Origin of the sequence: Marinobacter sediminicola (genome assembly GCF_031157525.1) — a bacterium.
Taxonomy (GTDB): domain Bacteria; phylum Pseudomonadota; class Gammaproteobacteria; order Pseudomonadales; family Oleiphilaceae; genus Marinobacter; species Marinobacter sediminicola.
The window spans coordinates 1-17,623 of sequence record NZ_JAVIXR010000021.1; the positions used below are offsets into that span (position 1 = coordinate 1).

Here is a 17,623-nt window from a genome sequence, read left to right on the forward strand (position 1 = left end):
AACTGGTCGCTATGAGATTGAGTATGAAAACGGTGTTAAATGTATCAAAGAAACGCCGAAGTCATATCGTGTTGAGAGATCTGACGGCAGCACAAGGCTGGTAAGGCAAGACTTGATTCGGAACTTAGAAGAGGTGCCTGGCCACACATAACCAGGCCAGTCACGGCGACGCCTACTACATTGCGGCTTCGCCTCCATTCCGTAGCCGCGCATGCTGGCTGGCGTTATGCACAAATGGAGAAACTATGAACATCAAGGATGATTGGAAGAAGGTAAAGTCAGTTTTAGAGCAAGGCCAAGCTTCTACTGTTTACTGCTCGATCGCAACCGTAAACCCCGACGGCACGCCCCACATCACGCCAGTTGGCACTGTTTTCCTTCGCGATGATCAGAGCGGATACTTTTTTGATCACTACGCCGAGGCTTTGGGTAAAAACATCGATCAGAATCCGAACGTTTGCATCATGGCGGTCAACGCCGGTCGATTCTTTTGGCTAAGGTCTCTGCTAAAAGGCCGCTTTGTTGCTCCGCCGGGCGTGAGACTTTACGGCAAGGTCGGACGAATGCGTGAAGCCACGCCCGAAGAAATCGAGAAGATAGTAAAACGGGTTAAGCCATCTCAGTGGATGAAGGGGGCGAGGTTGCTCTGGAGTGATTTCACCCACGTCAGAGATATTGAGTTTACTCATTACAAGCCAATCACCTACCCAGTGATGATGGATGGGATGTGGCCGGAACATGCATAACCAAGTGGTCAACGGGACGCCAACTACGCTGCGCTTCGTTGCCACCCATTACCACCGGCGTTACGTTTCGTCGTCGACAACCAATCGAGTAATTGGATGAATGTAGAAATCATCGGTGATCACGAATTTATCACCTCTGTTCAGGAGCAAGACGGTGTTTGGGTGCTAATGGCGGGCCAAGCGCTTTACGCCTTGCCATCCGAAGATGGTAAAGCTCTGCCTGTTTGGTCGTCGGCGGAGAAGGCTGAAGTATTCGCCCAGAATCTCAATCGAAGCGGATTGTTACCTATGTTCGTGCCGTTGAATAATTTTTTGGGCGTAGCGTGGCTGGGTTCGTTGAGGCTACAAATCGTCGATGTTTTGGCATCACCTCGGTATGGTCAGGAGTCTCTCACCTACCCAGCTGCGGAGCTCAGTGCCAGACTCAAAACGTAACAAGAGCATCAAATTCGTTCCCGGCCTGGCGGCCGTCCACCGGACGCCCTAGTCGGGCGCCGTTTATGCAGGCGTTAGTGGCTGGGGGCCCGCGTGTTTTTAGGTGAGCTGGTGCCAGGGCGTTGGCGGAAAATTCGCTGTAAATCCGAAGCTGCTCAGTTATTGCCAAGCCCATCTGGCTCGTGCTTTTTTCCGTTGCTCAGCCGAGTTCGGTATTAGTTGAAAATCTGGTGCAATATTCGCGGGGGCAATTCCTCGCAGCCAACGGCAAAGCCGCCAGTTTAGCGCCGCAGCCTTGGTCACCGGCTACCTTGTGCAAGCTACTGCTGAGTAGGCTACTTTTTATTGGGTGGCGAGGTTCCGGTTTTTGTGATGCCTCGCACTAACCATGCAATTAAGTCTGTTCCGGCCCTTTGGGCCTCCACGGGACGCGCGTAAACGCGCGCCCCTTATTGCAGGCGTTATGTGAATTGACACCCGATACGTTACAGGGTACAGTCAGAGAATGATACGAAGCTTCAAACACAAGGGCTTGGCCAAATTTTTCAAGTCCGGTAGCACCGCAGGAATTCAGGCCGCTCACGCAAAAAGGCTTCGGCTTATTCTCGGTAGATTGAACGCAGCATCGGATGCCAAAGATATGGACTTACCCGGTCTTCGATTGCACGAACTCTCCGGCAATCGCGTTGGTATATGGTCAGTCACTGTTAGCGGTAACTGGCGAGTGACCTTCCGATTTGAAGATGGAGATGCCGAGATTGTGAACTATGAAGATTATCACTGAGGTAAAGCGAATGTTGATGCATAACCCCCCACACCCTGGTGAAGTATTGCGAGAGCTTTGTCTTGAACCACTCGGCCTCTCTGTCACGGCGGCTGCAGATGCATTGGGCGTTAGCCGCAAGACTCTTAGTGCCGTGCTGAACGGCAAGGCCGGTATCAGTCCCGAGATGGCTATCCGGCTCTCTATCGCTTTTGATACCTCTGCAGAGAGCTGGCTGAACCAGCAGTCCCAATATGAGCTCTGGCACGCCGAACAACATCGCAAAGAGCTCAACGTGAAAAGGCTTGTTGCGGCCTAAAGCAGCACATAACCAGTGCAGGCACGGCGACGCCTACTACATTGCGCCTTCGGCTCCATTTCGTAGGCGCGCATGCTGTAAGCGTTATGAGGGAAATATGATCGTCAGAGTATTTATGTTTTTGGTTTTAGTTTCAGCCACGTCAGTGGCGGCTGAAGATTTCACAGGCTCTTGGAGTATTGTGTACCCTAAAAATGGTGTCGAGTTGTATGACGATTACTTTGAGCTATACCTGATCCAGCAGGGTAATGAAATTTGTGGTTTGCATTTCGGGTCTGCTAGAGGCACTGCGAAAATTGATTCAAGCTTCGGTTCAGACCCAAGCCCTACAGTGTCAGGAGAGGTCGAAAAGAACAGAGCCAAGATCGAAATAAGGAGCTCTCACTCTGTTGCACCAATAGAAGGAACTTTCGTCCATCATGGCGGTTTCGGCGAATGGAGAGTGAACGATCCCGGGGAAGATAGACCAATAACTATTCCCGTGAGAGCGCAATTAAATACTGTGCCGCCGGTTGACCTAGGACCGATAGATTTGAAGGAATTGTGTAGCCAATAGCACATAACAATCGGCTGCACTGCGACCGTTTTTCCGCCGCTTCGCGGCTCCAAACCGGCGCGTGAGCCGGGCGTTAGAGTAACTCCCATGCAAAATTACAATTTCAAAGTAGTTATAAAAATTTGGCACCCAACAATAGATCCTAGCCTGATTACCGACACGCTATCTATCCAGCCGAACAGAACATGCATGAGCGGAGTCCAGAGGTCGACCCCAAAAGGTACATTACTAGATGGTGTCTATCGCGAAAGCTACTGGTATACAGATCCGTATAATCGTGGCGAATGTGCATCAACAGACTATTTAGCGGAAGACCTGATCGAAGAGACCGTCTCGTTACTAGAGCCTCATATATCTTTTGTACATAAGCTAGTTGACGAAGGGGGGCGAGTTCACATTCAAGTGTCCACGTATGGCGACAGAAGCTATGCAATTGAGCTTTCCCACTCAATGCTCATGAGGCTTGCGGCCTTGAAGGTAAGTTATGTTCAAGACGTGTACTAGAATAAATTACTCTAACAAGTGACTGTGGTGTCAATCCCATATATTAAGCCATATTTTCACGCCACGGTTCTTGGTTTTTAACCATGGTATTGAGCACCACAATCATCTTTCGCATGCAGGCGATCAGAGCGACCTTGGGGATCTTCCCCTGGGCTTTCAGATGCTCGTAGAAGCGCTTAAAAACCGGATTGCACTGGATGGATGAAAGCATAGCCATGAACATCACTGTGCGAATCCTGTGACGTCCTCCTCGTATTCTTCGTTTGCCATTGAGTTTGCCGCTGTCCCGGTTGATGGGGGCCACGCCGACCAGTGCGGCAATCTCTTTTCGGTTGAGTGATCCGAGTTCTGGAAGTTCACTGAGCAAGGTGTAGGTGAGCACTTTTCCAACGCCTGGAACACTGGTCAGAATTTCCGATTTGATACGCCAGTGATCAACCTTGGCAACCTCCTGCTCGATCTGCTTGGTGATGGTTTCAATCTGACTCTGAAGCATTTTGAGCAGACTTTTGATGGAACGATGAAGTGCTTTTGGAAGAATTTGAAGGCGATTTTTCTCCATGGTAGACATTTCCAGGAGTTGGCCTCTCCTGGTTAATAAGTCTTTAATTTTCTGAGATGTTTTATCCGGAATCGGTTTGAATTCGGGCTTTAGCGTAGCCGCATATTTGGCGATGATCTGTGCATCAATCCGATCGGTTTTGGCTAGTACACCGATGGCTTGAGCGTACCGCCTGACGCTGATGGGATTGACGACAATAATCGGAAGGCCAGCCTGATCGCAGGCTTGAACCAGAGCGTGTTCATGACGCCCTGTAGCTTCTACCACGATGCGTTCGATGGAATAGCCTTTGAGGATTTTGACGAATCGCCGGATGTGCGCCTCGCTGTTGGGGATCGAATAAAATTCTCCGGAGGGATGAAGGGCGATATCAAGATTGGCCTTACCAACGTCGACACCGATATTCACTGGTATTTGGATTTTTGAAGTGTTCATAATAAGCTGACTCTGCCTTGCTATACGGGCTCGAGGCCCCGATGACTGTTCGAGTTATCGCTTTAGAGTCATGCAGCGCTACCCACTTGTTACCGGTCTCTCGTTTGAGGAGCCAGTCAGGCATCGAGCTACTGCACGAAGGCCCCCAGTTGCAGCTGGGGGTGGGTCTCAACTTTACCCATACACGGCAGAAATTATCCATACAAATGCAGGCACGGCGACGCTCACTACATTGCGCCTTCGGCTCCATTTCGTGGGCGCGCATGCTGCAAGCGTTAGGGGTCTTAAAGCCATATAGTTACGTCAGCCTAAGCGTCAAAAAGAGTACGTCGCAGTGTAGCAACACTGCAAAGGTTAGCCCGTGTTAAAAGCAAAAGTTAAGCTCTGAATTTAAGGGTAAATTAATCTCTTTAGTTGTGGGGCAGCCCACTTGAAGGATTGAAATTAAAAGTCAGTGTTCTTCGCTTAGGTCATCGTGCAAAGTGGATAAAGCGGAATAAACATTAAAACGGGTTAGTGGAATACGAGGCTTCGGAGCAATTATCAACGTCCGAAGATAAGTATAAAATCGTTGGGGGAATGAGTAACTTCGGAATAACATATTAAAGTCCGAAGTGAATTAAACCCCTAACAAGTAGCATCATAGGACAACAACAAAAGCGGCCAAAAAGAAAAGGCCGGCCACTTTTGCTGTTGCCCATGTGCAAAGCGTTAGGCAGTAAAACTATGGCAGACGAGAATGAGCAGTTTAATGCGCATCAAGCCGACCTTCGGGGCCGTGCAGATTCCTTGGTGCGAGCAATTTTCGTACTTGCAGGCGGTTCGCTGACCGTTTCTATCGGTTTCTTCAGTGGCTCATCGCGTGAGTTGCTATCTGAGGATCTCATTCCTATTCTGCAAGTATCTTGGTGGGGCCTCTTTATTTCCATCCTAAGTCTTGCCTCATCGCTCGTTGCGATCATTGGCAGGGATTACGCCTTTGGAGAAAGGTGGCGGCAAAAAATTGATGGTGATCGGCAGGATGCTCCAAATGGCCCAGGCTGGTGTGAATTGCTAATCTGGATCCTCGCTGCTATCGGCTTTGTTTGTTTTATGTTCGGTATGGTTGGGCTCGCGTATGTTGCATCTGCCACGGTGACGAGTGCCTAACAAATGCATTAAATTCGTTCCGGCCCGAAGGGCCTCCACCGGACGGTTTTTCTCCGCTTCGCTGCGTAAAAACCGCCGTTTATGCAGGCGTTAAACGATGGAGAGCATGATGCAGGCAAGGGAATGGAAATGCCGAGTCCCGCAAGATAAGAGTGAAGGTTTTCTCGAATACTTGTATGCCACGGGTGTAAAAGACACCTCTCAGACTGACGGATTTCTAGGCGCACAGATCTACAAGAGAGAAGCCGGTGGATTGGTCGAGTTTACTTTGATTACCTATTGGCGAGACCTTCAATCTATCAAGGCGTTTGCCGGGGACAACATCGGCGTGGCAAGGCTCTATCCGGAAGATGACAAATACGACCTAGAGCCGGATCGTACGGTTCAACACTATGAGGTTATTGAGCACAGTTTCGTAGAATCGATGAGCGGGGTTAACAATTGAGTCAAATGCTAAAACCGGTAATTCAGACAGAGGTAACTGGCTGCGGCATAGCGGCCACAGCTGTTTTGGCCGGCGCTGAATATCAAGAGGTCAAGCAGGTTGCTAATTCAAAAGGAATCTACGCCGACGACGAGAGCCTCTGGTCAGATACCAGCTATGTAAGAAAGCTTCTCGCGGAATGCGGCATTGAATGTGACCCAGAAGAAAAGCCATTTACCGGTTGGCAGTCCCTGCCAAATAAAGCGCTGTTGGCCATTAAATGGAGAAGGGTCAATGGAATCCCATTCTGGCATTGGGTTGTTTTCTGTCGGCAAGATGGCAAAGAGGTCGTTTTTGATTCTAAAAGGGGCCTAAAAACCAATATTCGAACAGATTTTGGTCGAATCAAACCCAAGTGGTTCATCGAAGTCTTAGTTTAACAATCGGCTGCACAGCGACCGATTTTCCGCCGCTTCGCGGCTCCAAACCGGCGCGTGAGCCGGGCGTTATAAGGTCAAGGAAGCACCCAAGTTTTGTCTATTACCTCAGTGCTCAAAGTGTTCATCGTGACTATCGTACTATCCCCTGGATTGTGCGCATTTTTCTTCACTCTTACCTTGTCCATTAATGATGCTTTGGGCAGAAACCCAACAGGAATCGACCTGACGCGGGTGTTCGAGCTTTTTTTGAGCGTTGTTCTGGTGGCGTACTTTTCTCTGCTTGTTCCGCAACTTTTGTTTTGGCTTTTAGTTTACGCGGGGACCTACAGTTTTCTTTGTGTTTGGTTGCAAGGGTTAAAGTTGCCGATCAACCGTGCCTTTCGGTATGTAGTCAATGTAGTGTTGTCTGTGGCTGTGGGATATTTGATCTACAGCTTAGGTTTTTTCTCGCTGGGCGTAGAGTTTGGTGGCCCATCGTGGTGGCTTTTGCCCATTACGGTGCCGGTTTGTATCTTGATAGGCCTAATTGGATCTGTGCTGTTAAGGCCTTATAACCAGTAGTTGCAGTTCGTTCCGGGCCGAATGGCCCTCCACCGGACGCCCTTTTTTTCGCTTCGCTGCAAAAAGGTCGCCGCTGAACAAAAGCGTTAGATTTTGAGACTGAGGAAAGATGAAGCACTGGACTGAGCCAAAGGGAATATTTCTGATTCAAATTCCTACCGAGTGGCAGTACCGCAATCCTGCGGTGGAAGGAGTCGAGGAATCGTCCCCTTTCAGCTTTGAGCCTTATGAAAATGCCATCGGCTGTTTCCAAATTAGCTGTTATCCACTTGAGGAATTAGCACCTCAAATCGCAGAAGATTATCCGAATGGCGTGCCCCGTCTGGAGTGGAGACACTCGAGGGTGGATGATTCAGAATTCTGCGTTCATATGTTTTTCGGAGCGCTTGCAGACCAAGCTTTGATTGGAAAGTATATTCATGACGCTGATCTCGACAACGATAAACGCATAGAGAGAGAACTCCGCGTTGTTAAAAATATATTGGCATCGGTGGTTGTCGTTCCTCCAAGCGACCGAAAGCTCGCTTCGGATATGAACAAATTTGACAGGTTTGAAGGGGCGTTGGCTGCATCGTACGACCTGTTAAATAATGCGATAGAATCGGAGTCATTTATAGAAGTAATTGCTGTAGCTACCAATCAGATTGATGCGTTTCTCAGGCTAAGTATAGTTATTGCAATACAGCTCCAAGATGAGACAGATGAAATAAAAATAAAGTATCTATATCAGGGCGATAATGAAAGAGGCATCATGGAGCGAAAGATATTCGAGAATGCTCTTAAATACAATGTTATTACAGAGGAAATATACGAAGAGCTCGCTTCTCTCTATAAATTAAGGAATCGCGTAATACACAGATATATTATTTCTGATATCAAGACCCGTGATCTGCCGCATATTGCAGTAAAATATCTTGAGGCAGTTGAGAAGGTTCGCTTAGCTCTTCGCGACCTTGAAAATAAACAAACAAAATGCCATTTTGGCGTTTATGGAAAGAAGTTCGGAAAAGTCTTAGCACCCGACGAAAAAACCATAAAAAGACTATACGCGAATGTGAACGACAAGCATCTTATTGACAAACTCACGAGAAACGTTGCTGATAATTGAATCTAACAAGTCGCTGTTGTCGGACAAATTTTCCGCTGCGCTCCAAATTTGCCGCAAAGCTCAGCGTTAGGCATATCGAAAATATGGAAATACACGAGCAGATCAGGGAGTGGCAGGAATCGGTGCATGAAATTGGGATGCTTCAATTTCTAAAGCCCGAGGTGGTCCGGGAAAAGTTCATTCAATCTATCCCCGAAAACATGACGGCATTGGCCTTGTGCGAATCAGAAGCTGTTTGTGTCGATGCAGGCAGTGCTGAAGTTGTTTTATTGGAACATGAAACGGGGAGCACGATATCTTGCGCAGCAGCACAAAATCAGGACTCGTTAGTCGCATCGCTTCGTGTACTGGAGTCTCATTTCAATAGGTGTGTTGAAGACCCTGACTACTGTGAAAGCGAAAACGAAGCAATAAAAACCAAGAGCAGGTGTGTGGACCTCGCTGGGGGTGAAAAATTCCTAGGGTTCTTTACCAGCCTTGTTGGGTATTAAGCCTAACAAGTCGCTGTAGTACGCGGCCGATGGCCGCCGGACGCCCTTTTCATTGCGGCTTCGCCTCCATTGCAAGGGCGCCGCTAAGCTCAGCGTTAACTGGTCCAGTGACATCACGCTTCATGAACTGATTTAGGTTGCTCTAAAGACCGTTAGTTTGACGTGCAAGATACTGATAATAAAACTAAAATCATTAAAATTAGACTTGCAAAAATAGATACTGTTTCTAGATAGAGTGTGAGCGGTTCTGTAAAGTTTTCATCATTCGTTAAGTTGGAGGATTTGAATGATGGAATTGGCGTTGAAGGTTTTTGAACTCCTAGTCGCTGCGGGGCCAGCGTCCTCAGTATTTGTCATAGCCCTTCTCGCTCTAGGAGTGGCTGGTCTATCGCTATATGTGGTGCTGAAAGTGGCGGGAAACCAAGCGGATAGGGAGCGAGGCAAATGAAAAGCTGGGTAAAGATGCCGTCTTATTGGGTCAGGGAAGAGAGTTCGCCTCCACTGACTCAGCTTAGGTGGAGCGGAGATCAAAAGGCGGATCAGATTGCTGCCCTAATGATTTACATTGTCCTGGCCCACCATGCGAACGATTCTCCCACCGCGGAGTTCCCTGAGCCCGGTTATTGCCGTTTGACCTATGAGCGTCTTTTAGACATCACGGGGCTCAGTAAGGCGAAAATTTCAGGCGGAATAAAAGTGCTCAGAGCCCTTGGACTGGTTTCTGTTGAAACTTCAGGCAGAGTTAATATTTATAAGGTCGCAAATTTTGGTCAGAAAGGCGGATGGGCAAAGCTTCCTAGCAAGGGGCTCTATTCAAAAGATCTCCAGCGCATACCCGTATTTCACGAGTATAAATTGCGATCTAAAGTGGAACTCAATGCACTCAAGATTTATTTCTTAATCCTGTCGTTTCGCAGTAATGACACGAATTATGCAGTTATCAGTTATGAGCGCATGACCACCTATACTGGGATTGTGCGAAACGATATCAGGCCAGCAGTATCTCTGTTGGTTGCCCAAGGATTGATTCATGTAGACCAAAAATCTACAGCTCATAACGATTTCAGCACTTCGAACATGTATCGCCCATGCTATGTGGAACCCTATCGTCATTTGGGTACCGCTGGTCGTGCTATGGTAGGAACTTAGCAGTTAACCAATGCAGGCACGGCGACGCCCTTTACATTGCGCCTTCGGCTCCATTCCAAGGGCGCGCATGCTGCAGGCGTTAAACCATGGAGAGCATGATGCAGGCAAGGGAATGGAAATGCCGAGTCCCGCAAGATAAGAGTGAAGGCTTCCTCGAATATTTGTATGCCACGGGTGTAAAAGACACTTCTCAGACTGACGGATTTCTAGGCGCACAGATCTACAAAAGAGAAGCCGATGGATTGGTCGAGTTTACGTTGATTACCTATTGGCGTGACCTAGAATCTATCAAGGCGTTTGCAGGGGACAATATAGGGGTGGCAAGGCTCTATCCTGAAGATGACAAATATGATTTAGAGCCGGATCGCACGGTTCAACACTATGAGGTTATTGAGCATAGTTTCGTGGAATTGATGAGCGGGGTTAACAATTGAACCACTTGCTAAAACCGGTAATTCAGGGAGAGGTAACTGGCTGCGGCATAGCGGCCACAGCCGTTTTGGCCGGCGCTGAATATCAAGAGGTCAAGCAGGTTGCTAACTCAAAGGGAATCTACGCCGATGACGAGAGCCTTTGGTCAGATACTAGCTATGTAAGGAAGCTTCTCGCGGAATACGGCATTGAATGTGACCCAGAAGAAAAGCCATTTACCGGTTGGCAGTCTCTGCCAGATAAAGCACTGTTGGCTATTAAATGGAGAAGGGTCGATGGAATGCCTTTTTGGCATTGGGTTGTTTTCGGTCGGCAAGATGGCAAAGAGGCCGTTTTTGATTCCAAAAACGGCCTAAAAACCAATATTCGAACCGATTTTGGTCGAATCAAACCAAAGTGGTTCATCGAAGTCTTGGTTTAACAATCGGCGGCACAGCGACCGATTTTCCGCCGCTTTGCGGCTCCAAACCGGCGCGTGAGCCGTGCGTTACATTTCAAAATAGATCGAGCATGGAACGAGCAGAGATAATAGAACCAAGTTTTTCAACCGCAGATGCTGACTTCCCCGACATCAATATGGATGAGGGAGGCTTAGTTCTTAAATTTAAGGATTGGCAGGAAATTCAGCACGAGGTGTTCTTTTCAGATACCGTTGCATTTAAATGGCAATTGATCGAAACCTTTATAGAAGGGGAGGAATACGATAGAAGCCATATAATTACTGAGTCCAAATGGCTAGCAGAGCATATCAAGCAAGGTGAAATCGGGGCTCAAGAAGAATACAAGCATTATAAGTTCAACTTTAATGGTAACGGGCAACTTGAGGTAATAAGCAATGGCTTCACCGTCAAAATGTAACAAGTCAAAGCACGCGGACTTGGCAAAGCTGTCACCTTTTTTGTTCCAAAAAAGCCGCCAACTTCACCAAGCCGGTGTTTGAGGCGTTAAATGTACAGAAGGAGATCCCCTCATGGGGCTGAAGGGAAGCTGTTTATGTGGTGAGATAAGTTACGAAATAGACTCTGTGGATATGCCCATTGTGCATTGCCACTGCCAAACTTGTCGTAAAGCCCACGCTGCTCCGTTTGCCTCTACGGCTGGCGTAAAGCGCGAGAACTTCCGCTGGCTCAAGGGTGCAAGTTCCATTTCAACGTTCGAGTCCTCGCCAGGGAAATTGCGTCATTTTTGCAAATTTTATGGGTCTCATTTGGTGGCAGAGAGGCCGGCGCAGCCACATGTAATCGTTCGGGTAGCTACTTGGGACGTTGACCCTGAATTGAGGCCAGAGGCTCATATTTGGGTTTCACATGACGCACCATGGCTTGAGTACGAGGGTGTGCGCAAGCATAGAGAATGGCGTGACGACATTTAACCAGTCAATCAAGTTCGTTCCGGCCTGCGGCCTCCACCGGACGCGCTAGTCGGGCGCCGCTTATTATTGGCGTTGAAACGAAAACACAGGAGGTCACATGCAACGGATCGCATTGCAAATTACTCTGCTTTTTTTATCTTTGATCCCCATTATTGTCCGTGCCGAAAACTCGGCTCCTGAGGACTATTTCGAAAATCAACAGCTGGTATTGGAGGTTCGGTACTGTGAGTGCCTGGCCACCAAAACCGATGGCGCACCCTCCGACCTGCTGCCAAGTTTTCTCAGGGAGTCCAGTTTGTTAAAGGTTAGTGTGTCGAGCAAGGATAATGGCTTTGCTTCTTCAAGCGAGTTGGCCATAGGTTACGAACTCAAGCCAGTTGCAGGCTCGCCCGACCAATTTCAATTCAACTATGCTGGCAATCACTCTACGAGTAATGGGAACAGTGCTGCCAACGGCGAGTTGCTGTTGGTTCAGGGTCAGTGGGTAAATCTTTTCGGCTCACAGCATGAGACACAAACTGGATCGCACCACAGTAACGTTGCGGTGCGCCTGGTTAAGCCAGGTGGTCCCTGATGGCAGGTTTTAACAAGTCGATTAAGTTCGTTCCGGCCGTTGACCTCCACCGGACGTTCCTGTCGGTCCACCGCTTATCTTCGCGTTAAATTCTTATGAGCGATCGAGCAATATACGAGAAATTTGAAGAGTTTGGAGGTTGTCTCCAAATTGAAACTTCGGATAATTCTGATTTTGATAGTGGCCTACTTGAAATCCTGCCACGAATTGAAGATGTCGAGGCTGACCTAAGCGAATGTAAGGGGATGTTTGTAAAAATCTCTGAAGAAAAATCTCGCCGTCTATTAACAACAGGCTTTCGCCGTGGCCTGGCATATAGCTCATATACATATATGCCTTTATCAAGAGCCAAAGAGCTCGCTAATGAATTTATGTCTTTGCTGACTCGTGGATCAGATATTTACACTCATTGCTCAATCCCAGATACGGAAGAAGGGGTGGTTTCTGGATGGTCAGGAAGAATAACCGGAGCTACATTTGAATTGTGTATCTACGTGGTTTCGAGTAGTGGCTGCACCATGTTCTTAATAACTGATGAAGACTGAATTTAACAAGTGCAGGCACGGCGACGCCCACTACATTGCGCCTTCGGCTCCATTCCGTGGGCGCGCATGCTGCAAACGTTAAACCCCACATAGGATCCTCTGCAATATGTCCATCCAAGCTGTACTCTTCGATCACGACGGAACGCTAGTGAACTCTGAACCGGTTCACCTAGAACTCTGGAATACGGTTCTTAGTAAATACGGGGTTCAGTTGACCGATCAACAGTACAAGGACTTGTATGCTGGCGTTCCGACTCCCGCGAATGCATCTGATTTAGTCAGTCGGTTTGGTATCCCGACCGATGCAGCTGCTCTTGCGGAAGCGAAGAACCTTGAAACCGTGAGGTATCTGGAACAACAATCTTTTCCTCTGATGCCGGGCGTTTTCCAAACAGTTACGTCTTTCCATCGACTAGGTTTAAAGCTCGGCGTCGTCACCGGCGCAAGCGCGAATGGCGTGCGGGTTACGCTTCGCGCCAACGAATTCGAATCGCTATTTAGTCTTACTGTTTCAGGAGACGATGTGCTCAGAAGCAAACCCGAACCAGATTGCTACCTCCTGGCTCTTGAGCGCCTTTCCCTGCAGCCAGAAGATTGCGTTGCGATTGAGGATACGGAGCATGGACTGCGCGCAGCAGCGATGGCTGGCATTAAGTGCCTGGCCATTCCGATCGTAATGTCCAAGCACCACGATTTCTCCTTAGCCTCAGCGGTTCTGCCAAATATGAATGCCGCATTTGAGTACATTCAAAGAGTCTACTTGGGCCGTGCACGTGAGGCTTAACAAGTCAATTAAGTTCGTTCCCGGCCGGAGGGCCGTCCACCGGATGCCCTTGTCAGGGCACCGCTTAGCTCAGCGTTAAAAATGAGGAAAAATGGCATTTCAAGACTCGAATCCTGAACGCAGAAACCTTTCAATCACGTCTCTGGCATTCATTGTCTATTTCTTTGCTGGTGGCAGGTTCGAAGAGTCAAAAGTTACGCTAAATGTTATAAACGCGAATTTTGAGCGTCCGTTTATTCTGGCTGCAATTGCGTGGTTAGCGTTATTTTGGTTCATATATAGATATTGGTTGGTTCATTCAGGAGATTTTTCGAGCAATTTCACTAGAGAATTTTCAGCTTGGTCTAACAAACCTTGTTTCAGGAAATTTGCGGAGCGAAAAATGGGAAAAGAATTCCCAATTGATAAGGAAGAGGGTTACCACATCGCTAATGTTAACTGGAAGAAGGGGCGAGTAGTACTTGGATGGGTGTACGCTTCCAATATAACGCGTGACGAGCAACAGAAAATCGTCTCCTACAGCCAATCGCGCGATAGTGAAAATGGGGATCTGTGCATTACGGGATTTCGAGGTTGGTTGATTGCAATTCGAGAGACGGCCAAGTGTTGCCTAATAAATCGAAGCTTTTCCGAATATCTCGTTCCGTATCTGCTGGCTGCTTTGGCGATCATTGGCGGAATCTTGGACATATTTTTAACCAGCGGGTGAAGCTGACCGGTACTACGCTGCGCTCCGTCCCGGCAGCTTACCCAAGGCGTTAACCCTTCTCGTCACCAATCTTGCATAACTCCGTCAATGACGTATATTGGTTGTCATGTTTACCATCATCGAAACTCCTACATTTGAGGCGGATGCCAGAAAAATCTGGACTGAGGAAGAGCGAAGCGCCTTCTTTGCTTGGCTCGCTGCCAGTCCGGAAGTTGGCGACCCCATCTCAGGCAGCGGCGGGTGTAGAAAGGTTCGTTGGTCGGTAGCGGGTTCAGGGAAGCGTGGTGGAGTGCGAGTTATTTACTTCACTAAACTGGCAAATGGTGAGATTTGGTTATTAGTGATCTACAAAAAGTCCGTCAGGGGCAACATACCCGCTCATATCCTGAAGTCGATTCGTGAGGTATTGGAAAATGAGTAACGAGACAATGAGTGCTGAGGAGCTTGGCAACAAGCTGCTCCAATCCGTCAAAGAAATGAAAGCGGGTAAAGCTGCACGAATCAGCCGTGTAGAACCTAACGAGGTGGCGCAAGCACGGGGTAAAACGGGTCTGACTCAGATAGAGTTTGCTGAGGTGCTGCATATTTCGGCGCGTACGTTGCAGGAATGGGAGCAAGGTCGACGTGAACCCTCAGGCCCAGCAAAAGCACTCATCGAGATTGCTTCCCGCCATCCCGAGGTTATTCGGGAAGGCCTTGAGCTACGGGGTTAACAAGCGGCTGTTGTCGGACGCGCCTACGCTGCGCTCCGGCACGCCGCAAAGCCTGGTGCCAACCATGCTAAAATTGCGAGTTTTGAACCAGGTTTAATCACGGGTAGCCAGGACGCTACTCAACAAAGAAAGGAACTCTGACTATGAGCAATCTGATTGCCGCCTGCGTCGGCGACATGCACGTTTGCCCGATCAAAGGGCACGGTTCCTCCCCTATCATGCCAAACGGCTCCAGCATCCTTGTTGAAGGCAAACCCATTGCCCGGGTGGGCGATGTCACCGGTTGCGGTGCGGTTATTACTCAAGGCTACCCATTGGCGTTGGCTGATGGTATGCCGGTGGCGTACCTTGGCAGCCCCACCAGTCATGGCGGTTCGATCGTCAGTGGCAATCCACGAGTGATTTTGGGTGTTGCCACCAACACCGCACCGGTTGTGGACTTTGCTATGGCGGGCGCGCTGGATGATAAAGGCCAGCTTACCCCTGCTTCAAAGGAGTTGCTGGACAAAAACCCGCAGGAATTTGTTCGCAAGGCTGCCCAGAAAGGTGCGTTGATTGATGAAGGCTTGCCGGACGAATCACCGGATGACTCACCCGAAGAAGACAACCATCCAAGGGTCCGGGTAGAGGCGGGTATCTTTTTCGATGGTACAGGTAATAACCGTGGCAACACCCGTGCTTACCAGCGGGAACTTGATGAATGCCTGACCGCTAATGCCGCCGGAGCCATCTCGGAAGAAGAATGCAGTAATGAACTGTCACAGGTGATGGAAGGCAGTTATCTCAATGCCGAAACCAACGTTTCGAAGCTGGAAACGCTTTACTTCAAGGACACCATAGAGCAAGACAATTCTCTGACCCACCGGCTGTCCGTCTATGTTTCAGGAGTGGGCACCAAGTTTGGTGAGCAAGATGACGGTCAAAGTATGGGGTTGGGGCTGGGGGAGCAAGGCATCCTCAGGAAAATTGAGGATAGTGCTGAGAAGCTAACCCTGGAGGTTGCCAACCGAGTCAATGATCCTGTTGACGAGCTGATCATTGATGTTTTCGGGTTCAGCAGAGGCGCGGCGACAGCACGGCATTTCGTAGGCCGGGAGGTTTATGACACAACGGGCTCTTTGTACGGTGAGTACAAAGGGGCGCTGGTCAGAGCTTTCGAGCGCGAGGGTATCCCATGGCCCAAGAAAGTGACGGTTCGGTTCCTGGGGTTGTTCGACACCGTTGCCGGGGTAGCCGATGTGGGCAATCTGGATTTCTCCGCTCACGATGGGAAAACGGGACGTATCAATGTCAACGTAAAACCGGCGCATGTTCAGCGGGCGGTCCAGTTTGTTGCGAGGGATGAGCGCCGGCACAACTTTTCGTTAAACAGCCTGAGAAGTGAGTCAGGTGATTTGCCTGAAAATTTCAGTGAGTGGATTCTGCCGGGCGTTCACTCGGATATTGGAGGGGGATATCCAGACAGCTTTCACGAGCGAATTGAAGTTCGCCCTCCAGAAGTCATCACGGGTAAAGACCGCCGGAATCCCGAGGCCAGTTTTGAGTTTTCCCGCATGCTGCAGCAGCGAGCCCTGATCAAGGCCGAGGGCTGGATCGGATCGCACAATCCATTGGCGACCCTAGAAATTGAACAGAAGCGCCTTCCCATGTTACCCACTCAGCCGAGCCTGAGCGGAAATAATGTCGCTTTGCACCTCTGGCTTGATCGGGAGGTTAGGGGTGAATATTCCAGAATTCCCCTGTACCTGATTCACAAGCTTGCTCTCGATGCTGGTGTGCCATTTGAACCAATTCCTACGGACAATCCTCAGTTTGCACTACCCAACGAGCTAATGGCTGTTGCTCGAAATCTCGGGGCTCACGTCTGGCATGGTCAAGACATGCTCCTCTCATCCGAGTCCAGAGCCCTCCTGAAACAACGGTACATCCATCATTCCGACCACTATTTGGAAATGGGACCGTTATACCCTTTCAGGCCCGCAAAGGGTAATCGTAGGGCTATTCATCCCAACAAGACTAGTGACTAAATGGAGGCGACTATGAGTATCAAACGCTGGATTATCTGCCTCTCTGTCTTTGTGTTGCTGGGGTGTTCGGAACCAACAGAATCTGAGGGGTCAAGGCACGGCCCAAACAGCACGTACCGTAATATCAATGTGGTCGCACCCAAACACTACGATGTCTGGGTGGATAATTTCTTTGTCGAGTCCTTGTCTGAGAATATTGGCTGGCGGGCACCTATTGGCACTGTTTCGTGTTGTTGGAAAAAGCCTCATGGCGCTTCAGCCGAATGGCAAACGATGCCGGAAGTCTTCCTTATCCGCTGGTTCGCGTTTGCGGAGCAACAATCCTATGAAGCCCTGATTCGATTGAAAAAACCGGACGAGATCGAGGAAAAGATGAAGGAGGTCGCTGAATTTGAGCGCTTCGGAGAAATGGTGGAGCGCCCGCGCTACAACCTCGTTCTTGGCTTGGCACCGGGTGGAACGGTGGTTTTGTGGATTATGAACCGGGGTGAAAATGCTATTGAAATTGGGCGGTATCAAGGGAAAAAAATAGAAACCCATCCAGAACACTATCGAGAGATCACGGAGCGCTACAATCGCGATCATGGGCAGTTTTTACAGGAAAATGGCATTCAACTTGAAGGCTGGTAACCTGAAGCATCTACAGGTTGGGAGTAAGCCACCACATAACCAGGCCGTGCACCGGATGCCAAAGCCTCCGCTTCGCTCCGGCTTTGTCACCGGTGACGGCAGGCGTTATGTTCTAGCGAGGACTGCATGAGCATCAAGAAATCATTATATTATGGTAAAACTCGCCGCAAAGTAGACGAGCTTTGGTTCGAGATG

The 17,623-nt window shown here is 49.0% G+C and carries 26 protein-coding genes; 25 read left to right on the forward strand and 1 reads right to left on the reverse strand.

The window, feature by feature from the left end; genetic code table 11:
- The first annotated feature begins 245 nt into the window (after positions 1-245).
- The 6 genes from RG807_RS17270 to RG807_RS17745 all read left to right on the forward strand — a co-directional run bounded on the left by RG807_RS17270 (position 246) and on the right by RG807_RS17745 (position 3,323).
- On the forward strand, positions 246-746 hold the full coding sequence (locus RG807_RS17270) for a pyridoxamine 5'-phosphate oxidase family protein (protein WP_309045995.1): 501 nt from the start codon (positions 246-248) through the stop codon (positions 744-746).
- Between the two features lie 96 nt (positions 747-842).
- Entirely contained in the window at positions 843-1,181 is a 339-nt protein-coding gene (locus tag RG807_RS17275; RefSeq protein WP_309045996.1) for a DUF2750 domain-containing protein, read from the forward strand.
- A gap of 505 nt (positions 1,182-1,686) precedes the next feature.
- Complete coding sequence (locus RG807_RS17280; protein WP_106760642.1) at positions 1,687-1,965, forward strand: type II toxin-antitoxin system RelE/ParE family toxin; 279 nt, start codon at positions 1,687-1,689, stop codon at positions 1,963-1,965.
- A gap of 10 nt (positions 1,966-1,975) precedes the next feature.
- Positions 1,976-2,263: a HigA family addiction module antitoxin gene (locus RG807_RS17285; RefSeq protein WP_106760645.1), complete on the forward strand. Its 288-nt coding sequence runs from the start codon at positions 1,976-1,978 to the stop codon at positions 2,261-2,263.
- Between the two features lie 97 nt (positions 2,264-2,360).
- Positions 2,361-2,819, forward strand: a complete 459-nt coding sequence (locus tag RG807_RS17290) for a hypothetical protein (protein WP_309045997.1) — start codon at positions 2,361-2,363, stop codon at positions 2,817-2,819.
- An 87-nt stretch (positions 2,820-2,906) separates the two neighbouring features.
- Complete coding sequence (locus RG807_RS17745; RefSeq protein WP_353962129.1) at positions 2,907-3,323, forward strand: DUF4279 domain-containing protein; 417 nt, start codon at positions 2,907-2,909, stop codon at positions 3,321-3,323.
- Between the two features lie 43 nt (positions 3,324-3,366).
- Here RG807_RS17745 and RG807_RS17295 read toward each other — a convergent pair whose 3' ends face one another.
- Positions 3,367-4,320 carry an IS110 family RNA-guided transposase gene (locus tag RG807_RS17295; protein WP_309045998.1) on the reverse strand — a complete coding sequence of 318 codons (954 nt, stop codon included), beginning with the start codon at positions 4,318-4,320 and terminating at the stop codon, positions 3,367-3,369.
- Between the two features lie 726 nt (positions 4,321-5,046).
- Here RG807_RS17295 and RG807_RS17300 point away from each other — a divergent pair.
- From RG807_RS17300 to RG807_RS17390, 19 genes are all read left to right on the forward strand, one after another.
- Positions 5,047-5,469 (forward strand): hypothetical protein, encoded by a 423-nt coding sequence (locus RG807_RS17300; RefSeq protein WP_309045999.1) that lies wholly within the window; start codon positions 5,047-5,049, stop codon positions 5,467-5,469.
- Positions 5,470-5,566: 97 nt separating this feature from the next.
- Complete coding sequence (locus tag RG807_RS17305; RefSeq protein ID WP_309046000.1) at positions 5,567-5,914, forward strand: antibiotic biosynthesis monooxygenase family protein; 348 nt, start codon at positions 5,567-5,569, stop codon at positions 5,912-5,914.
- 5 nt (positions 5,915-5,919) lie between these two features.
- Positions 5,920-6,333, forward strand: a complete 414-nt coding sequence (locus tag RG807_RS17310) for a hypothetical protein (RefSeq protein WP_309046016.1) — start codon at positions 5,920-5,922, stop codon at positions 6,331-6,333.
- 126 nt (positions 6,334-6,459) lie between these two features.
- Positions 6,460-6,894, forward strand: coding sequence for a hypothetical protein (locus tag RG807_RS17315; protein ID WP_309046001.1), 435 nt, complete (start codon positions 6,460-6,462; stop codon positions 6,892-6,894).
- A gap of 109 nt (positions 6,895-7,003) precedes the next feature.
- Positions 7,004-8,002, forward strand: coding sequence for a hypothetical protein (locus RG807_RS17320; protein WP_309046002.1), 999 nt, complete (start codon positions 7,004-7,006; stop codon positions 8,000-8,002).
- An 83-nt stretch (positions 8,003-8,085) separates the two neighbouring features.
- Entirely contained in the window at positions 8,086-8,493 is a 408-nt protein-coding gene (locus RG807_RS17325) for a hypothetical protein (RefSeq protein WP_309046003.1), read from the forward strand.
- 444 nt (positions 8,494-8,937) lie between these two features.
- On the forward strand, positions 8,938-9,642 hold the full coding sequence (locus tag RG807_RS17330; protein ID WP_309046004.1) for a hypothetical protein: 705 nt from the start codon (positions 8,938-8,940) through the stop codon (positions 9,640-9,642).
- Positions 9,643-9,728: 86 nt separating this feature from the next.
- Positions 9,729-10,076, forward strand: a complete 348-nt coding sequence (locus RG807_RS17335) for an antibiotic biosynthesis monooxygenase family protein (protein ID WP_309046005.1) — start codon at positions 9,729-9,731, stop codon at positions 10,074-10,076.
- On the forward strand, positions 10,073-10,495 hold the full coding sequence (locus RG807_RS17340; RefSeq protein ID WP_309046006.1) for a hypothetical protein: 423 nt from the start codon (positions 10,073-10,075) through the stop codon (positions 10,493-10,495). The genes RG807_RS17335 and RG807_RS17340 overlap by 4 nt, the downstream gene beginning before the upstream one ends.
- A gap of 89 nt (positions 10,496-10,584) precedes the next feature.
- Positions 10,585-10,932 carry a hypothetical protein gene (locus RG807_RS17345; protein ID WP_309046007.1) on the forward strand — a complete coding sequence of 116 codons (348 nt, stop codon included), beginning with the start codon at positions 10,585-10,587 and terminating at the stop codon, positions 10,930-10,932.
- Positions 10,933-11,044: 112 nt separating this feature from the next.
- Positions 11,045-11,446 (forward strand): GFA family protein, encoded by a 402-nt coding sequence (locus RG807_RS17350; RefSeq protein ID WP_309046008.1) that lies wholly within the window; start codon positions 11,045-11,047, stop codon positions 11,444-11,446.
- Positions 11,447-11,543: 97 nt separating this feature from the next.
- Positions 11,544-12,020: a hypothetical protein gene (locus RG807_RS17355; protein ID WP_309046009.1), complete on the forward strand. Its 477-nt coding sequence runs from the start codon at positions 11,544-11,546 to the stop codon at positions 12,018-12,020.
- A 95-nt stretch (positions 12,021-12,115) separates the two neighbouring features.
- The gene (locus tag RG807_RS17360) at positions 12,116-12,565 is read left to right on the forward strand and encodes a hypothetical protein (protein WP_309046010.1); all 450 of its coding nucleotides are present in this window, start codon (positions 12,116-12,118) and stop codon (positions 12,563-12,565) included.
- A 106-nt stretch (positions 12,566-12,671) separates the two neighbouring features.
- Positions 12,672-13,349, forward strand: coding sequence for an HAD family hydrolase (locus RG807_RS17365; RefSeq protein ID WP_309046011.1), 678 nt, complete (start codon positions 12,672-12,674; stop codon positions 13,347-13,349).
- Positions 13,350-13,440: 91 nt separating this feature from the next.
- On the forward strand, positions 13,441-14,058 hold the full coding sequence (locus tag RG807_RS17370) for a hypothetical protein (RefSeq protein WP_309046012.1): 618 nt from the start codon (positions 13,441-13,443) through the stop codon (positions 14,056-14,058).
- 106 nt (positions 14,059-14,164) lie between these two features.
- On the forward strand, positions 14,165-14,479 hold the full coding sequence (locus RG807_RS17375; RefSeq protein WP_309046013.1) for a transcriptional regulator: 315 nt from the start codon (positions 14,165-14,167) through the stop codon (positions 14,477-14,479).
- Positions 14,472-14,771 carry a helix-turn-helix domain-containing protein gene (locus RG807_RS17380; RefSeq protein WP_309046014.1) on the forward strand — a complete coding sequence of 100 codons (300 nt, stop codon included), beginning with the start codon at positions 14,472-14,474 and terminating at the stop codon, positions 14,769-14,771. The genes RG807_RS17375 and RG807_RS17380 overlap by 8 nt, the downstream gene beginning before the upstream one ends.
- A gap of 137 nt (positions 14,772-14,908) precedes the next feature.
- Positions 14,909-16,798 carry a type VI secretion system family protein gene (locus tag RG807_RS17385; protein ID WP_309046017.1) on the forward strand — a complete coding sequence of 630 codons (1,890 nt, stop codon included), beginning with the start codon at positions 14,909-14,911 and terminating at the stop codon, positions 16,796-16,798.
- A gap of 12 nt (positions 16,799-16,810) precedes the next feature.
- Positions 16,811-17,428, forward strand: coding sequence for a DUF2931 family protein (locus RG807_RS17390; protein ID WP_309046015.1), 618 nt, complete (start codon positions 16,811-16,813; stop codon positions 17,426-17,428).
- The last annotated feature ends 195 nt before the right edge of the window (positions 17,429-17,623 follow it).

Excerpts from the sequence above, each read along its gene's own strand:
- RG807_RS17270 (WP_309045995.1), top strand. The coding sequence starts at position 246 with ATGAACATCAAGGATGATTGGAAGAAGGTAAAGTCAGTTTTAGAGCAA.
- RG807_RS17275 (WP_309045996.1), top strand. The coding sequence starts at position 843 with ATGAATGTAGAAATCATCGGTGATCACGAATTTATCACCTCTGTTCAG.
- RG807_RS17280 (WP_106760642.1), top strand. The coding sequence starts at position 1,687 with ATGATACGAAGCTTCAAACACAAGGGCTTGGCCAAATTTTTCAAGTCC.
- RG807_RS17285 (WP_106760645.1), top strand. The coding sequence starts at position 1,976 with ATGTTGATGCATAACCCCCCACACCCTGGTGAAGTATTGCGAGAGCTT.
- RG807_RS17290 (WP_309045997.1), top strand. The coding sequence starts at position 2,361 with ATGATCGTCAGAGTATTTATGTTTTTGGTTTTAGTTTCAGCCACGTCA.
- RG807_RS17745 (WP_353962129.1), top strand. The coding sequence starts at position 2,907 with ATGCAAAATTACAATTTCAAAGTAGTTATAAAAATTTGGCACCCAACA.
- RG807_RS17295 (WP_309045998.1), bottom strand. The coding sequence starts at position 4,320 with ATGAACACTTCAAAAATCCAAATACCAGTGAATATCGGTGTCGACGTT.
- RG807_RS17300 (WP_309045999.1), top strand. The coding sequence starts at position 5,047 with ATGGCAGACGAGAATGAGCAGTTTAATGCGCATCAAGCCGACCTTCGG.
- RG807_RS17305 (WP_309046000.1), top strand. The coding sequence starts at position 5,567 with ATGGAGAGCATGATGCAGGCAAGGGAATGGAAATGCCGAGTCCCGCAA.
- RG807_RS17310 (WP_309046016.1), top strand. The coding sequence starts at position 5,920 with ATGCTAAAACCGGTAATTCAGACAGAGGTAACTGGCTGCGGCATAGCG.
- RG807_RS17320 (WP_309046002.1), top strand. The coding sequence starts at position 7,004 with ATGAAGCACTGGACTGAGCCAAAGGGAATATTTCTGATTCAAATTCCT.
- RG807_RS17325 (WP_309046003.1), top strand. The coding sequence starts at position 8,086 with ATGGAAATACACGAGCAGATCAGGGAGTGGCAGGAATCGGTGCATGAA.
- RG807_RS17330 (WP_309046004.1), top strand. The coding sequence starts at position 8,938 with ATGAAAAGCTGGGTAAAGATGCCGTCTTATTGGGTCAGGGAAGAGAGT.
- RG807_RS17335 (WP_309046005.1), top strand. The coding sequence starts at position 9,729 with ATGGAGAGCATGATGCAGGCAAGGGAATGGAAATGCCGAGTCCCGCAA.
- RG807_RS17345 (WP_309046007.1), top strand. The coding sequence starts at position 10,585 with ATGGAACGAGCAGAGATAATAGAACCAAGTTTTTCAACCGCAGATGCT.
- RG807_RS17350 (WP_309046008.1), top strand. The coding sequence starts at position 11,045 with ATGGGGCTGAAGGGAAGCTGTTTATGTGGTGAGATAAGTTACGAAATA.
- RG807_RS17355 (WP_309046009.1), top strand. The coding sequence starts at position 11,544 with ATGCAACGGATCGCATTGCAAATTACTCTGCTTTTTTTATCTTTGATC.
- RG807_RS17360 (WP_309046010.1), top strand. The coding sequence starts at position 12,116 with ATGAGCGATCGAGCAATATACGAGAAATTTGAAGAGTTTGGAGGTTGT.
- RG807_RS17365 (WP_309046011.1), top strand. The coding sequence starts at position 12,672 with ATGTCCATCCAAGCTGTACTCTTCGATCACGACGGAACGCTAGTGAAC.
- RG807_RS17370 (WP_309046012.1), top strand. The coding sequence starts at position 13,441 with ATGGCATTTCAAGACTCGAATCCTGAACGCAGAAACCTTTCAATCACG.
- RG807_RS17375 (WP_309046013.1), top strand. The coding sequence starts at position 14,165 with ATGTTTACCATCATCGAAACTCCTACATTTGAGGCGGATGCCAGAAAA.
- RG807_RS17380 (WP_309046014.1), top strand. The coding sequence starts at position 14,472 with ATGAGTAACGAGACAATGAGTGCTGAGGAGCTTGGCAACAAGCTGCTC.
- RG807_RS17390 (WP_309046015.1), top strand. The coding sequence starts at position 16,811 with ATGAGTATCAAACGCTGGATTATCTGCCTCTCTGTCTTTGTGTTGCTG.